The sequence below is a fragment of the Dethiosulfovibrio russensis genome (assembly GCF_021568855.1).
GTDB classification, from domain to species: Bacteria; Synergistota; Synergistia; order Synergistales; family Dethiosulfovibrionaceae; genus Dethiosulfovibrio; species Dethiosulfovibrio russensis.
The window spans coordinates 100,383-114,363 of the sequence record NZ_JAKGUG010000004.1 but is presented as its reverse complement, the minus strand read 5'-3'; the positions used below and the strand labels follow the sequence as shown (position 1 = coordinate 114,363).

General features: G+C 54.1%; 13 protein-coding genes and 2 riboswitches. Of the genes, 10 read left to right on the top strand and 3 right to left on the bottom strand.

All coding sequences use genetic code 11. From position 1 onward, the window contains the following. Window positions 1–69: 69 nt before the first annotated feature. The 3 genes from hypE to L2W48_RS05625 are packed head-to-tail and all read right to left on the bottom strand — an operon-like array spanning window position 70 to window position 2,361. Window positions 70–1,056 (bottom strand): hydrogenase expression/formation protein HypE, encoded by a 987-nt coding sequence (gene hypE / locus L2W48_RS05635; protein ID WP_236098463.1) that lies wholly within the window; start codon window positions 1,054–1,056, stop codon window positions 70–72. Further along, on the bottom strand, window positions 1,044–2,129 hold the full coding sequence (gene hypD / locus L2W48_RS05630) for a hydrogenase formation protein HypD (protein WP_236098470.1): 1,086 nt from the start codon (window positions 2,127–2,129) through the stop codon (window positions 1,044–1,046). The genes hypE and hypD overlap by 13 nt, the downstream gene beginning before the upstream one ends. Next, complete coding sequence (locus L2W48_RS05625) at window positions 2,116–2,361, bottom strand: HypC/HybG/HupF family hydrogenase formation chaperone (RefSeq protein ID WP_236098472.1); 246 nt, start codon at window positions 2,359–2,361, stop codon at window positions 2,116–2,118. The genes hypD and L2W48_RS05625 overlap by 14 nt, the downstream gene beginning before the upstream one ends. Window positions 2,362–2,662: 301 nt before the next feature. Between L2W48_RS05625 and L2W48_RS05620 the strand changes: the two genes are divergently transcribed. From L2W48_RS05620 to gcvPA, 10 genes are all read left to right on the top strand, one after another. Beyond that, window positions 2,663–4,006 (top strand): sodium-dependent transporter, encoded by a 1,344-nt coding sequence (locus L2W48_RS05620; RefSeq protein WP_236098474.1) that lies wholly within the window; start codon window positions 2,663–2,665, stop codon window positions 4,004–4,006. A gap of 156 nt (window positions 4,007–4,162) precedes the next feature. Continuing rightward, entirely contained in the window at window positions 4,163–4,480 is a 318-nt protein-coding gene (locus L2W48_RS05615; protein ID WP_236098475.1) for a thioredoxin family protein, read from the top strand. A gap of 156 nt (window positions 4,481–4,636) precedes the next feature. Next, window positions 4,637–4,750, top strand: a riboswitch (glycine riboswitch). Between the two features lie 80 nt (window positions 4,751–4,830). Beyond that, window positions 4,831–5,226, top strand: a complete 396-nt coding sequence (locus tag L2W48_RS05610) for a GrdX family protein (protein WP_236116509.1) — start codon at window positions 4,831–4,833, stop codon at window positions 5,224–5,226. A gap of 374 nt (window positions 5,227–5,600) precedes the next feature. After that, window positions 5,601–6,887: a glycine/sarcosine/betaine reductase component B subunit gene (locus L2W48_RS05605; protein ID WP_236098478.1), complete on the top strand. Its 1,287-nt coding sequence runs from the start codon at window positions 5,601–5,603 to the stop codon at window positions 6,885–6,887. Between the two features lie 75 nt (window positions 6,888–6,962). Next, window positions 6,963–7,439: a glycine/sarcosine/betaine reductase complex selenoprotein A gene (grdA, locus tag L2W48_RS05600; protein WP_236098486.1), complete on the top strand. Its 477-nt coding sequence runs from the start codon at window positions 6,963–6,965 to the stop codon at window positions 7,437–7,439. Window positions 7,440–7,463: 24 nt separating this feature from the next. Then, window positions 7,464–8,780, top strand: coding sequence for a glycine reductase complex selenoprotein B (gene grdB, locus L2W48_RS05595; protein WP_236098487.1), 1,317 nt, complete (start codon window positions 7,464–7,466; stop codon window positions 8,778–8,780). A 471-nt stretch (window positions 8,781–9,251) separates the two neighbouring features. Next, the gene (locus tag L2W48_RS05590; protein WP_236098489.1) at window positions 9,252–10,610 is read left to right on the top strand and encodes an alanine/glycine:cation symporter family protein; all 1,359 of its coding nucleotides are present in this window, start codon (window positions 9,252–9,254) and stop codon (window positions 10,608–10,610) included. 128 nt (window positions 10,611–10,738) lie between these two features. Beyond that, a riboswitch (glycine riboswitch) is annotated at window positions 10,739–10,829 on the top strand. Window positions 10,830–11,126: 297 nt separating this feature from the next. Beyond that, window positions 11,127–12,221 (top strand): glycine cleavage system aminomethyltransferase GcvT, encoded by a 1,095-nt coding sequence (gcvT, locus tag L2W48_RS05585; protein WP_236098491.1) that lies wholly within the window; start codon window positions 11,127–11,129, stop codon window positions 12,219–12,221. A 14-nt stretch (window positions 12,222–12,235) separates the two neighbouring features. Further along, a complete protein-coding gene (gcvH, locus tag L2W48_RS05580; RefSeq protein WP_236098498.1) occupies window positions 12,236–12,622 on the top strand; it encodes a glycine cleavage system protein GcvH in 387 nt (128 codons plus the stop codon). Between the two features lie 19 nt (window positions 12,623–12,641). Beyond that, window positions 12,642–13,979: an aminomethyl-transferring glycine dehydrogenase subunit GcvPA gene (gene gcvPA / locus L2W48_RS05575; RefSeq protein ID WP_236098499.1), complete on the top strand. Its 1,338-nt coding sequence runs from the start codon at window positions 12,642–12,644 to the stop codon at window positions 13,977–13,979. Window positions 13,980–13,981: the final 2 nt, after the last annotated feature.

Here is a 13,981-nt window from a genome sequence, read left to right as displayed (position 1 = left end):
AAGGTTCAATTTAAAAATATGAGGACTGACGGAGGGCTCCGATCGGGGCCCTCCGTTTCGTTCATTCCATCAGCATATACGGGGAAGGAGCTCGCCTACGGGCATATCGACGACCCTCATACCTCCGGCCTCTGTCTTCATTCCCACCATGGAAGGGTGTCCCTCGACCACCGTTCCTATCGAGGTCGCTTGGATCCCGGAGGGGTGGGATCTGAGGATCTCGATTATCCGGTCCTCATCGTCCGGTGAGTAGGCTATCAGGGCGCATCCTTCGCATGCCAGGTGGAGGGGATCGAAGCCGAGTATGTCACAAACCGACGACACCCCTTCGTCTATAGGTATAGACGATTCGTCTACCTCAATTCCCAGTCCGGTTCCCTCCGCCCATTCGCACAGGGTGGTGCCCAGTCCTCCTCTGGTGCAGTCTCTCATGGCTCTTACGCCTGGAAGTACTGCCAACGGTTTTACGAGAGGCCAAAGCGGAGCACAGTCGCTGGAGAGGCCCTCCACGTTCAGGTCGAACCTTATCGAGCCTATGGTGGCTCCATGTCTACCTATGGAGGTCGTGACGGCTAGTCTGTCGCCGGGCTTTATGCGCTCCATGCCCAGTGGTTTAGCTAACGGTTGCCCCATGGAAGCTACCGTTAGGAACAGCCCGTCGACGGTCCCCCTGGGAACCACCTTGGTGTCTCCCGCTGCCAGTTTGACTTCAAGCTCGTGGCATACCGACGCGGCGCTCCTGCCGTATCTCAATAGTTCCTCTTCGTTCAGACCCTCCTCGGCTATGACGCTCAGGGTCACGAACTTAGGCTCTATCCCACGGACCGCCAGGTCGTTGGTTCCGCCGCATATGGCCAATTTCCCTATATTTCCTCCAGGGAAATCCATGGGTGATACGGTGAAACCGTCTATGGTGACGGCCCATTCCGGAGAGATCATGGTGCAGTCCTCCAGGTCTCTTTGGACGTTTACGTCGTCGAATTGAGCCTTGAATTTCCCTATCAGCTCGGAGGTAAGCCTTCCTCCGCTTCCCTGGCCTAGGTTCAGCTTTCCCACTTGAGGTCTCCCTTTCTTCCATATCTGTACCAAGCCGAACAGGTCCCCTCGCTGGAAACCATACAGGGGCCTATCGGGTTTACCGGTGTGCATCCTGTTCCGAAGAGGGGGCATTCCTTGGGAGTTATGGTTCCCGAGAGAATCTCTCCGCACCTGCATCCCTTCGGTTCAGGTACGTTCCTGACGGCAACGTCGAATTTCCTAGATCCGTCCCAGAGGGAATATTCCTCCTTTATGGACATACCCGATGCGTCTATCGGACCTATTCCTCTCCACGCGGATGTGCTCGTGTCGAATACTCGGTCCATCAGATCGACGGCCTTGACGTTGCCCTCCGGCCTCACCGCCTTTTCGTAGCGGGAGGTCAGAGAAGGACGATTTTCGCCTATCTGTTCCAGCAGGTCCACCAAGGCCAACATTATTTCGTCCGCCTCGAAGCCGGCTACCGTGCAGGCTATGCCGTGTTTTTCAGGGATGAATTTAAACGGTTCATGCCCTAGAATTACCGCTACATGGCCGGGCAATAGAAAGCCGTCGACCCGGTTTCCGTCGGCCTTTGAGAGCACTTCAAGTGCAGGAGGCACTCTTTTGTGCAGACACAGCACCGACAGATTCTCGAGTTTCCTTTTTCGGGCTTCTATCATCAGAGCTGCCGTCGCCGGTGCGGTGGTCTCGAATCCCACCGCTAGAAACACTATCTCTTTGTGAGGCATCTCCTCGGCCATCCTAAGGGTTTCCATGGCCGACAGCACCACCCTCACGTCTGAGCCCGATCCTCTGAGCTCCCCTAAGGTACCGTTCGATCCGGGAACCCTCATCATGTCCCCATAGGTTGCCATTACCACGTTTTTTCTCGTGGCCAATTCGACGGCTCCGTCTATCTCCCCCTGAGGTGTTACGCATACCGGACAGCCCGGACCGGATATCAGTTTTAGATCTTCCGGGAAAAGAGATCTCAGCCCCTGTCTGAAGATCGACACGGTGTGAGTTCCGCAGACCTCCATGATGGTCGTCGGCCTTTTTGTCAGCCTTTTCAGGGCCGAGGACAGCAGCTTTGCTCTATCTGAACTCATCGATTTCCTCTCCGGCGAGCTCTCTTATTTTGTCCCACATGGCCGTCAGCTCCTCCGAGTCCTCCGGAGATACCTTCTCTATGGCGAAGCCAGCATGGACCAATACCGTGTCTCCTACGGTAGGTTCGTCTATGAGATCGGTCCTGATCTCTCTGACTATCGCTCCTGCCTTAGCCATCGCCGATCCATCCTGAGCCAAATCGATTATGACGTGCGGTACTGCAAGGCACATGGATTTCTCCCCTTTCCTATATCGACGCTTACCCTATTGTACAACTCTTCGTGGATTTTACATGTAGATCTTTTTTTTGATGAAACCCACTGTTCTAAAATGCATACTATGGTGTATAATGCGGTCAGATCCATCTAAACGACGAATTCAGATAATTTGCTTGATTCTCTGTCTTCTTTATGTCTCGTCGTTTGTCATTTCCTCGGAGAAGGAGGTGTCGAGAGCCGGTTACGATGTAGGTCTGTAAGAGGGGTATTTTTTCGGGATCTGTATTATTCACCCTAAAAGGAGGTAAGGGTTTATGGCGAATCAGGTAGAGCAGCAGAGAGAACAGTGGGGAAGCAAGATAGGCTTTATTCTCGCCGCGGCGGGATCCGCCGTCGGTCTGGGAAACATATGGAAATTCCCTTACGTTACTGGCACGAACGGCGGCGGAGCCTTCGTCGTAATATACGTGGCCATGGTTGCCTGTATCGGTTTTTCCGTCATGTTGGCGGAGTTGGTCATCGGCCGTAACGCTCAGCTCAACGCGGTCGGAGCTTTCAAGAAGATAAAGGGCGGCGCCTGGCCGGCGGTAGGTTGGTTGGGGCTAGCCTGTGGCTTTCTCATCCTCTCCTACTACGGTGTCGTAGGAGGATGGACTATAAAGTATATCCTCCACTCGTTTACCGGGCTCATGGAGGTAGCGGCGGCCGGTCAGGCTGGAGATGCCTTCGGAGGCTTCATATCCAACCCCATAATGGTCATACTCTATCAGGCCCTGTTCATGTTCGTCACCATCTGGGTCGTCTACAGAGGTGTCGGCGAGGGGATAGAGCGTTACTGCAAGGTCCTCATGCCCGGGCTTTTCATCCTTCTGATCGTCCTCATCGGACGTTCGGTTACGCTTGAGGGAGCTGGAGAGGGTATCTCCTTCTACCTCAAACCCGATTTCTCTAAGGTTACCGCCGGTACGGTTCTAGCCGCCTTAGGACAGGCGTTCTTCTCCCTCTCTCTCGGAATGGGCTGTATGATAACTTACGGCAGCTACCTTCAGAAGGACATCAGCCTTCCCGGAGCGGCTGCGCAGGTCTGTTTCCTCGACACGATGGTCGCCTTGCTTGCCGGTCTGGTCATATTCCCGGCGGTCTTCGCCTTCGGCGTCGAGCCAGGAGCGGGACCTGGTCTCACATTTATAACCCTGCCTGGGATATTCGCCCAGATGCCGGGAGGGATGATATGGTCCGCCCTGTTCTTCCTGCTTCTCTTCGTGGCGGCTCTTACCTCCGCCATCTCTCTTCTTGAGGTGGCCTGCGCCTACTTCATAGATAAGGGTTGGAGCCGTGCCAAGGCTGCCTGGACCATGGGTACTCTGATATTCCTCCTTGGGATTCCCTCCGGTATATCCCTCGGCGGTGGTCTCAAGATAGCCGGCAAGGACTTCATGGACGTGGCCGGTTTCTTTACGGATCAGATAATGATGCCTCTGGGCGGAATGCTCATATCCATCTTCGTCGGATGGGTCATAGCCGATGTCGCCAAGGACGAGGTCACTGGAAACGGCAGGATCCCTGTGTTCGCCGGATTCGACATCTGGATGATCTTCGTCAAGTTCGTCTCCCCCCTGGCCATCCTCTACATCTTCATAACCGGGCTCAAATGGTGACGATATAACCGAATTGTAGTAACTTAGGGGCCCGGCATGCCGGGCCCCTAAGTCTTCGATTTTCTTTTTCTCTTGACGGAACTTGTCGTTGGGGTACAATAGTCGTTGTTGGAATGGAGTCTATCCCTACATAACGATAACAAGGAGCTGATCTTCGTGATTGAACTGGATAAGGATACCTTTGACGCCGAGGTAAAGGAAAGCGATCTTCCCGTAGTGGTGGATTTTTGGGGTCCCAAGTGCACCCATTGCCTGGCCCTTATGCCCGGAGTGGAAAAACTTGCCGAGGAGTTCGACGGTAAGGTTAAGTTTTGCAAGGTCAACATTCAGGGTAACCGCCGTGTGGCCATAGCCCACAAGGTTATGGGGCTTCCCGCCTTTCTCTTCTGGAATGGCGGCGAGGAGAAGGCCCGCATGAGTGGAGATGCTGTCACTATCGATCAGATCAAGGCAGAGATCGAGAAGCTTCTATAATTTATAACGTTTATCAATTTAATCGGGGACGACTTTAGAAGTCGTCCCCGATTAATGTTTTCTTGTTTTGCTCCACGAGCCTAAAAATAAAGAGATTTTTTTCACAGAAAAAACCTTGACGGCCTGTACTTTTCCGGTACAATCTGAAGTGTACGGATGAACGTCGCAAGAGAGACCTCTCTATATCCATGCTTTCTTGGAATGGAGGCGCCGAAGGTGCAAGGCCGGTATACGGTCGAAACTCTCAGGCAAAGGGATTGCGACGGGACGTTACTCTGGAATAGGCTAAAAGGGCCATACGACAGAGACGAACTTCTCCAAAATAGGGGTGTTTGTTCTTGAACTGTCGTATGGTATTTATAACCAATAATCCCGCTTTTTCCTCTCTTCATCAGGAGGGGCTCGAGTTGATCTTCCTGGATGGCTCCGCTTATGACGTAGTCGTCGCCGCAAGGGATCGCATTCACCTGGGCTGGACCCTCCTTAATCATCCTCTCTATGGAAATTTCAGACCTTATCATCAGCCGTTTAGATCCATGTTTCTCCGAGCTCCTATGGACCAATCTCGTCCTGTGGTCGACGAGACCTCGTTGTCTTTGGTCGAGAAGGCCATAGAGGTCTATCTCTCCTGCTCGGACCGATGGTTGATTCCCAATGAGACTCCCGAAGTCATGTACAGAGATTGTTCCGTATTGGACTACGATCTTATGAAAGAAACCCTCTACAAAGAGGGCGTCCTGCGATAGATATCCGTAATATCATTAAAAGGAGGTGACCGTGGCTCGGTAGGCATCTCTCTTGAAAGGTTTTTCTTTAAGATTCAGTTTCCCCGTGTCGCGAGGAGGTATGTGGTCATGGCTAAGGCCAAGGGCGTTAATTCTATATGCTTGTGGTCCTCGGATGCCTTGAGGAGTTCCCTGTTGCTAGGGGGTTGAGTCGCCCTCTCCGGTTCCCGGTTCGGGAACCAGGACTCCTTCCTCGAGGTGTTCGGTACCGTTTTCGCCGCTTTGCCGTCATGACGAAGGTGAGCGGAGGAGCGGGCGGTACCGTTCGTTTCGACGCTCCAGGCGCGTCGTTCGTCTTTTCGTTCGACGTCGATTTTTAGAAGGGGGGAGTCGCTTTGAAACTCGAACTCCATAAGGTGAAGGTTAACAAGCTGGTTTTCGGTGAGAAGACCTCCGTTAAAGACGGTGTCCTCACCATCAACAAGCAGGAAATGATCGATATGCTCTCCGGTATCGAGGGAGTCGCAGATCTCGACTTGGATCTGGCGCATCCCGGGGAGAACGTTCGTATCCTTCCTGTGAAAGACGCTATCGAGCCTCGCTGCAAGATAGAAGGTACCAACGAGGTATTCCCCGGCTGGATCGGTGACGTCGACCCTGTCGGAGAGGGAAAAACCCTCGTCCTTGATGGCGCAGTGGTCCTGACCACCGGTCGTCTCGTAGCCCCTCAGGAGGGTATCGTGGACATGTCCGGTCCCGGTGCCGACTACACTCCTTTTTCCAAGACCAACAACCTGGTGGTCGTCATCACTCCCGACGAGGGAGTCGAACTCCATGCCCGTGAGGCCGCTTGCCGCGAGGTCGGTCTGAAGTCCGCCCATTATCTTGCCAAGTGCTGTAAGGACGCGGTGGCCGATAACGTGGAGACCTATGATTTCCCCGCTTTCACCGAGTCTATGAAAGCACATGAAGATCTTCCCAAGGTCGCTTACGTCTACATGCTTCAGACTCAGGGCCTTCTTCACGATACCTGGGTGTACGGTGTCGACGCCAAGAAGATAATCCCCACCATGATCAGCCCCACCGAGGTCATGGACGGAGCGATCATCTCCGGAAACTGCGTCTCCGCCTGCGATAAGAACAACACCTATGTCCACCTGAACAATCCCGTCATCAAGAATCTTTACGCTCACCATGGGAAGGACTTCAACTTCGTCGGAGTGATCATCACCAACGAGAACGTCACCTTGGCGGACAAGAAGCGCAGCTCTTCCTATGCGATCAAGCTGGCCAAGATGATGGGCGTCGATGCAGTGGTCATCTCCGAGGAAGGTTTCGGTAACCCCGACGCCGACTTGGTAATGAACTGCTGGAAGGCTGAGAGAGCCGGAATCAAGACAGTTCTCATCACCGACGAGTATGCCGGTCGCGACGGTGCCAGCCAGTCTCTGGCCGACTCCTGCCCCGAGGGCGACGCCTGCGTTACCGCCGGCAACGCCAATCAGCTGGTCATGCTTCCTCCTATGGAGAAGGTTATAGGCGAGCTTCCCGTCGCCGACGTCATCGCCGGAGGTTTCTTCGGAACCCTTCAGGAGGACGGAAGCCTCGAGGTGGAGATCCAGGCTATACTGGGAGCCACCAACGAGCTCGGTTTCAATAAGATCGGCGCTTACACCATATAAGAGGTCAGCAGCGACGTCCATGTGCCTTAGGCACTTGAGGAAACATAATTACGCATAGAAGGAGGTGCTGCTGATATGGGTAAGTTGGCCGGAAAAAAACTCATCCTTCTGGGCGAACGCGATGGCGTTCCCGCCCCGGCGATGGAGGCCTGCTTCAAAAACAGTGGCGCGGAGGTTATTTTTTCGGTGACCGAGTGTTTCGTCTGAACGGCCGCCGGAGCGATGGACCTGCAGAACCAGCAGCGTGTTAAAGACGCTGCCGAAAAGTACAACCCCGAGGATATCGTGGTCGTACTGGGATCGTCCGATGCGGAAGGCGCAGAGATCTATGCCGAGACCGTGTGCAACGGAGATCCGACCTATGCAGGGCCACTTGCTGGCGTCCAGTTAGGACTTGCCGTTTACGATATATTCGACCAGGAAATCCGCGAAGAGGCAGACCCGGAGGAGTGGGAGAACCAGATCAGTATGATGGAGATGGTTCTCGAGCCAGAAGCTCTCGCCGAGGCCGTTAAAGGTATGCGGGAGCAGTACTCCAAGTACTCCCTGTAGACCTGTGAGTAAGGAGGGGAACAAATGACCTATCGTGTGGTTCATTACATCAACCAGTTCTTCGCCGGCATCGGCGGGGAGGAAAAGGCAGACATCAAACCGGAGGTCCGCGAAGGCGTAGTCGGTCCCGGTATGGCTCTTAAAGGAGCTTTCAAGGGCGAGGCCGAAGTGGTCGCTACCATAATCTGCGGTGACAACTACTTCGCCGACAACATCGACTCGACCTCCGAGTTCGTGGCCGAGACCGTCAAGAAGTTCGAGGCCGACGGGTTCGTCGCCGGTCCGGGATTCAACGCCGGACGTTACGGCACCGCCTGCGGCGCCGTATGTAGCGCCGTCGGAGAGAAGCTGGGCATTCCCACCGTTACCGCTCTCTATCCCGAAAACCCCGGTGCCGAGATGTACAAGAAGGGCACCTACGTGGTCGAGGCTGCCGACAGCGCTCGCGGCATGGGCAAAGCAGTGCCCGCCATGGCCGCTCTTCTGCTCAAGCAGATGAAAGGAGAGCCCATCGGGACCCCCGAGGAAGAGGGTTACATCGAGAAGGGCGTCCGTATCAACATGTTCTACGAAAAGGTCGGTGCCGAGCGTGCCATCGACATGCTGATCAAGAAGCTCAAGGGCGAGCCCTTCAAGACCGAGTACAAGCTTCCTGTGTTCGACAGGGTGGATCCCCGTCCCGCCATCAAGGACATGGCTCACTCCAAGATCGCTCTTGTGACCTCCGGCGGTATCGTTCCTTTCGGAAACCCGGATCACATCGCAGCCTCCAGCGCCCAGAACTACGGCGAGTACGACATCGCCGGGGTTATGGATCTTAAGGAGGGCGAGTATCAGACCGCTCACGGCGGATACGATCAGACCTACGCCAACCAGGATTCCGACAGGGTCCTTCCGGTGGATGTCCTCAGAGACCTGGAGAAAGAGGGACGCATCGGTTCCCTTCACAATCTCTTCTACACCACCGTCGGTAACGGTACGGCCGTGGCCAACTCCAAGAAGTTCGGCGTAGAGATCGGGAACAAGCTGAAGGAAGCTGGCGTAGACGCCGTTATCCTGACCTCCACCTGAGGAACCTGCACGCGTTGCGGTGCAACGCTCGTGAAGGCTATAGAGGAGACCGCCGACGTCCCCGTGGTTCACATGGCCACCATCGTCCCGATCTCCCTCAGCGTCGGTGCCAACAGGATCATTCCCACCGTCGCCATACCTCACCCTCTGGGAGATCCCAATATGTCTCCTGAGGACGAGAAGGCTCTTCGTCGTCACCTCGTGGACAAGGCCCTCGTTGCCCTGGAGACAGAGGTCTCCGAGCAGACGGTCTTCAAAGACGAGGACTAGTCGTCGAGCTCAAATCAAGAGAAACATCGCGGATCGCAGCTGTTACAGAGGAGAGAGGCCCTTTGGGGTCTCTCTCCTTTTTTTATGGGTGACAGTATACTATAGTCCTTTTCGTTCGTCAAAACCCTCATTCTTCGAGAACTAAATTGAACATATCCTCCCTTTTTGCCGATGAGGCTCCTTTAATTTCTTCAATCATCAGTGTCTTTTAAATTTTGCGGCAAAAATGAAATTATGCCAAAGCAAGACTTTCTCATGGATGGAATATACGGTTCTTTTTTCATTCCAGTGGGTGTAGAATACAGAAAGTGAAGGCGAAAACGACGAATAAAAGAGGGCTATTCAGTCGTTTTCTGCTATCATGATTTTTATGTAAAAAAAGAGAGGGGAGTGTCAATGAAACAAAAAGATACTGAATGGTTACAAAAAATGACTTAATATATTCTTTCGTGGAACGAGGAGGTTTCTACTATGGATCAGCTTATGAGCATCGTGCAGGCAATCAACGGAATTCTCTGGGGTAAACTTCTTATCGTGCTCCTCTGCGGTACCGGTCTCTACTACACTCTGAGGCTTCGTTTCGTCCAGATCAGGAAGTTCGGTGCGGTTATCAAACAGACCTTCGGAGGTTTGACCCTCTGCGGCGAGAAGGCCGATGCCGAGGGGATGACGTCCTTTCAGTCTCTGGCTACCGCTATCGCCGCTCAGGTAGGTACGGGGAACCTTGCCGGTGCCGCTACTGCTATAGCAGCCGGTGGACCAGGCGCCATCTTCTGGATGTGGATCGCCGCTTTCTTCGGTATGGGCACGATCTTCGCAGAAGCCGTTCTGGCTCAGACCTACAAGGTCAGGGACGACCATGGACAGGTAACAGGCGGTCCCGCCTACTACATAAGGGATGGATTCGGTAGCAAATGGCTGGCCGGATTCTTCTCGGTAACGATAATCCTTGCTTTGGGCTTCATCGGCAATATGGTCCAGTCCAATTCCATAGCCGATGCCTTCAACAGTGCCTTTGGCATTCCGACTCTCTATGTGGGAATAGGCGTCGCCATCTTGGGTGCGTTGATCTTCTTCGGCGGGATCGGACGCATAGCCTCCTTTACCGAAAAGGTAGTTCCCATCATGGCCGTCCTTTACCTTCTCGGCGGTCTCTATATATTGATAACCCAGGCGGCCAACTTTATCCCCGCCGTTAAGATGATCTTCGTGGGTGCCTTCGACCCCAGAGCTGCTACCGGCGGTCTTATCGGAGTCGGTGTCAAGGAAGCGGTCCGTTACGGTGTGGCCAGGGGGCTGTTCTCCAACGAGGCTGGCATGGGCTCCACCCCTCACGCTCACGCCGTCGCCAAGGTGAAACATCCGGCCCAGCAGGGACTGGTTGCTATCATGGGCGTTTTCATCGATACCTTCATAGTCTTGAACATGACCGCTTTGGTCATCTTCTCTACCGGTGCTATCGATGGTCAGACTACCGGTATAGCTTTGACCCAGAGGGCTTTCGAGCTGGGGCTAGGTTCCTTCGGGAATCCCTTCATCGCTATTTGCCTCCTGTTCTTCGCTTTCTCCACGATAATAGGCTGGTATTTCTTCGGAGAGGCCAACATAAAGTTCCTCTTCGGTTCCAAGGGGCTGACCCCCTACAGGATCCTGGTCATGTTGTTCATAGTTCTAGGCGCAACATTGAAGGTCAGTCTTGTGTGGGAATTGGCCGATATGTTCAACGGTCTGATGGTCCTTCCGAACCTCATCGCCCTAATAGGGCTGGCGAAGGTCGTCAGCAGGGCCTTGGACGATTTCGAGTCGGACGGTACTTTGAAGACGAAATAGACGGTTTAGAGGCGGAGGGTGTCCTTCGCCTCTTTTTTGTATTTTGTATTATTATTTGTGAAGCTTTAGCCAAACTTGACGAACGACCCCTAGGCGATGTATATGGTCTATAGACACTTCGTTTCCGGATGAAGGCAGTGGGAGAGTTCGATATATTCGAACGCCGAAGGGGCAAGGCTTAGAGCCGAAACTCTCAGGCAAAAGGACCTCTGCTGGACGGACCTCTGAAAGACGCTGCCTCGGGGCTGTGCGACAGAGAATCTCTTTTGCTTTGTCGTCAGGATCCAGGTTGCCTTTATTTTTCCTCCATCCATGACCTTGGAACCGACGACCTTGATGAGTCCGAATTTGCTGGACCGAACAGTCGATCGGGAAGGTCTTTCCTATCTCGATATCTGTTTATAAAAACGAATAGTCCGGCCAATGGGCCGGAGGTGGAGTTTTTCCTCAGGGCCCGAGGAAAAACCCCTCGTCGTACCGCCAGAGGCGGTCGAGAGCAGTGGAGGTGAGATTAAAATGAAGACTCCAATGTTTCAAGATCACGTCGCATTAGGAGGGACGATGGTCGACTTCGGGGGATGGGATCTGCCGGTGCATTACGCTCCGGGAATAAAAGACGAGCACCGAAACGTCAGGACCAAGGCCGGTCTTTTCGACGTCTCCCATATGGGAGAGTTCTGGATCACCGGTCCCGACGCGTTTCCCTTCGTGCAGAGCCTGGTTTCCAACGATATATCCGTCATGTGCGACGGTCAGGTCCAGTACAACATGATGTGTTACCCTGAGGGAGGAGTGGTCGACGATCTGCTCGTCTATAAGGCATCGAACGACAGGTTCCTGCTGGTGGTCAACGCGTCCAACGTAGACAAGGATTTCGAGTGGGTGGAGTCCCATCTTTCGGGAGACGTCAAGGCCGAGAACGCTTCTCCCTCTACGGCCGAGGTCGCCCTGCAGGGGCCCTTGGCTCAGGAGATCCTTCAGACCATAGTGGACGTCGATCTGTCGGAGATAGGCTTTTTCTTCTTCAAGGAGAACGTCACCGTAGCCGGGGTAAAGGCACTTGTCTCCCGTACTGGTTATACCGGAGAGGACGGTTTCGAGGTCTACGTGGACTGGGAAGAGGGCTCTAAGGTCTGGAACGCCATTATGGAGGCGGGAAAGTCTTTCGGTATATTGCCGATAGGGCTTGGGGCCAGAGACAGCCTGCGTTTCGAGGCCTGTCTCCCTCTTTACGGTCATGAGATAGACAGGGATATTTCCCCTCTGGAGGCCGGACTGGGGTTCTTCGTAAAGCTGGATAGCTCGGATTTCATAGGGGCCGAGGCTCTGAGAAAAATGAAGTCCGAAGGCCTTCCGAGAAAAACCGTCGCACTGAAGATGGTGGATAAAGGGGTTCCCCGCCACGGTTATCCCGTATCGATCGACGGTCGAGAGGTCGGTCACGTTACGACCGGTGGTTATTCTCCTACATTGGAGGAAAACATAGCCCTTGCCCTGGTGGAAGCCGGCTCCACCGAGGTCGGAGGAAAGATGAACGTCGTGATCAGAGGTAAGGATAAGGCGGCGGAAGTCGTCAAGAAGCCTTTTTACAGAAAAAACTATAAAAAGTAGAGGAGGATTACGTCATGGCCGAGATCAAAGCGGGACTTAAGTACACCAAGGAGCACGAGTGGATAAAGGTAGAGGGAGAGAAGGGCTACGTAGGCATCTCCGATTACGCTCAAAACGCCATGGGAGATATCGTATTCGTAGAGCTTCCAGAGGTTGGTCAGGATGTGTCGGCCGGAGGAGATCTCTGCGTGGTCGAGTCCGTCAAGGGAGCCAACGACGTCTACTCTCCTGCTTCCGGAAAGATAGCCGAGATCAACGAGGATCTGGAGGACTCGCCGGAGAAGATCAACGAAGATCCCTACGGGAGTTGGATAGCCTTGGTGGAACTGAGTGACCTGTCCGAGTTGGACGGTCTGATGGACGAAGAGGCCTATCGTAGCTATTGCGAAGGGCTGGAGTAGTCGGGAGTCGGAGGAAGATATGAGATATATACCGAATACCGATGACCAACGGTCGGAGATGTTGAGGACCATCGGCGCAGGGTCGGTAGACGATCTCTTCTCCGATCTTCCCGCCTCCGCAGTATTGGACGGAAAGCTCGATCTTCCAGAACCAATGTCGGAGATGGGGTTGATGAAGCATCTCAACGAGCTGGCAGGAAGAAACGTCGACGCCTGTTCCCAAACGTGTTTTCTCGGAGCCGGGGTCTACGATCATTTCGTTCCCCTGGTGGTGGATCACATCATCTCCAGGGAGGAATTCACCACCAGTTACACGCCCTATCAGCCCGAGATCAGCCAGGGGACCCTACAGGCCATATTCGAGTATCAGTCCATGGTTTGCTCTCTCACAGGTATGGAGGTCGCAAATGCCTCCATGTACGACGGGGCCAGTTCGATAGCAGAGGCTGCCTTCATGGCCTGCGCTTCCACCAAGAGGAACGTGGTCTTGGTCGCTCGATCGGTCCATCCTCATGGGAGAGCCGTTCTGGAGACCTATGCCAGTCTCAGAGGGATTACGGTCAAGGAGATCGGCTATTCCGACGGTACTTTGGACATGGGGGATCTCAAAGGTAACCTCTCCGACGAGGTCGCTGCCGTTATAGTCCAGTCCCCCAATTTCTTCGGCTCCCTGGAGGACCTGAAAGCCCTGGCCGACGAGGCCCACAGCGTCAAGGCCCTGTTCATAGCTGTGTCGGATCTTCTGGCTCTGTCGGTCCTTGAAGCTCCCGGCAGGTTGGGTGCCGACGTGGTCGTAGGTGACGGTCAGAGCGTTGGAAACGCAATGAATTTCGGTGGCCCCCATTTCGGATTTTTCGCCACGACTCAGAAACTGATGCGCAAGATGCCCGGGCGAATAGTGGGGGAGACCTTGGACCGCAACGGTAAGAAGTGCTATGTCCTGACCCTTCAGGCCAGAGAACAGCATATCCGTCGAGAGAAGGCATCGTCCAACATATGTTCGAATCACAGCCTGAACGCCCTAGCCTCGGCGGTGCATATGTCCCTTATGGGACTGTCCGGCATGAAAGAGGCGGCGAGCCAGTCTCTTCTTAAGGCTGCCTATGGAAAGGAGAGGCTTATCGAGACCGGATCGTTCCGTTCCGCCTTCGACGGGCCCTTCTTCAGGGAGTTCGTGGTCTTTTCCGATGAGGCTCCCAGGTCGATAAACGACAGGCTCCTCTCTGAGGGTATGATCGGAGGCTACGATCTTTCCAACGACTATCCCGAGCTGGAAAATGCCTGGCTGGTGGCAGTTACGGAAAAACGAACCAAAGACGAGATAGACCGTTTCGTATCGGTAGCGAGGGGGGAGTAGAG

Bases quoted from the DNA above. Each gene is read 5' to 3' on its own strand.
- gcvPA (WP_236098499.1), top strand. From the start codon at position 12,642: ATGAGATATATACCGAATACCGATGACCAACGGTCGGAGATGTTGAGG.
- L2W48_RS05620 (WP_236098474.1), top strand. From the start codon at position 2,663: ATGGCGAATCAGGTAGAGCAGCAGAGAGAACAGTGGGGAAGCAAGATA.
- gcvT (WP_236098491.1), top strand. From the start codon at position 11,127: ATGAAGACTCCAATGTTTCAAGATCACGTCGCATTAGGAGGGACGATG.
- L2W48_RS05610 (WP_236116509.1), top strand. From the start codon at position 4,831: ATGGTATTTATAACCAATAATCCCGCTTTTTCCTCTCTTCATCAGGAG.
- L2W48_RS05590 (WP_236098489.1), top strand. From the start codon at position 9,252: ATGGATCAGCTTATGAGCATCGTGCAGGCAATCAACGGAATTCTCTGG.
- gcvH (WP_236098498.1), top strand. From the start codon at position 12,236: ATGGCCGAGATCAAAGCGGGACTTAAGTACACCAAGGAGCACGAGTGG.
- hypD (WP_236098470.1), bottom strand. From the start codon at position 2,129: ATGAGTTCAGATAGAGCAAAGCTGCTGTCCTCGGCCCTGAAAAGGCTG.
- L2W48_RS05625 (WP_236098472.1), bottom strand. From the start codon at position 2,361: ATGTGCCTTGCAGTACCGCACGTCATAATCGATTTGGCTCAGGATGGA.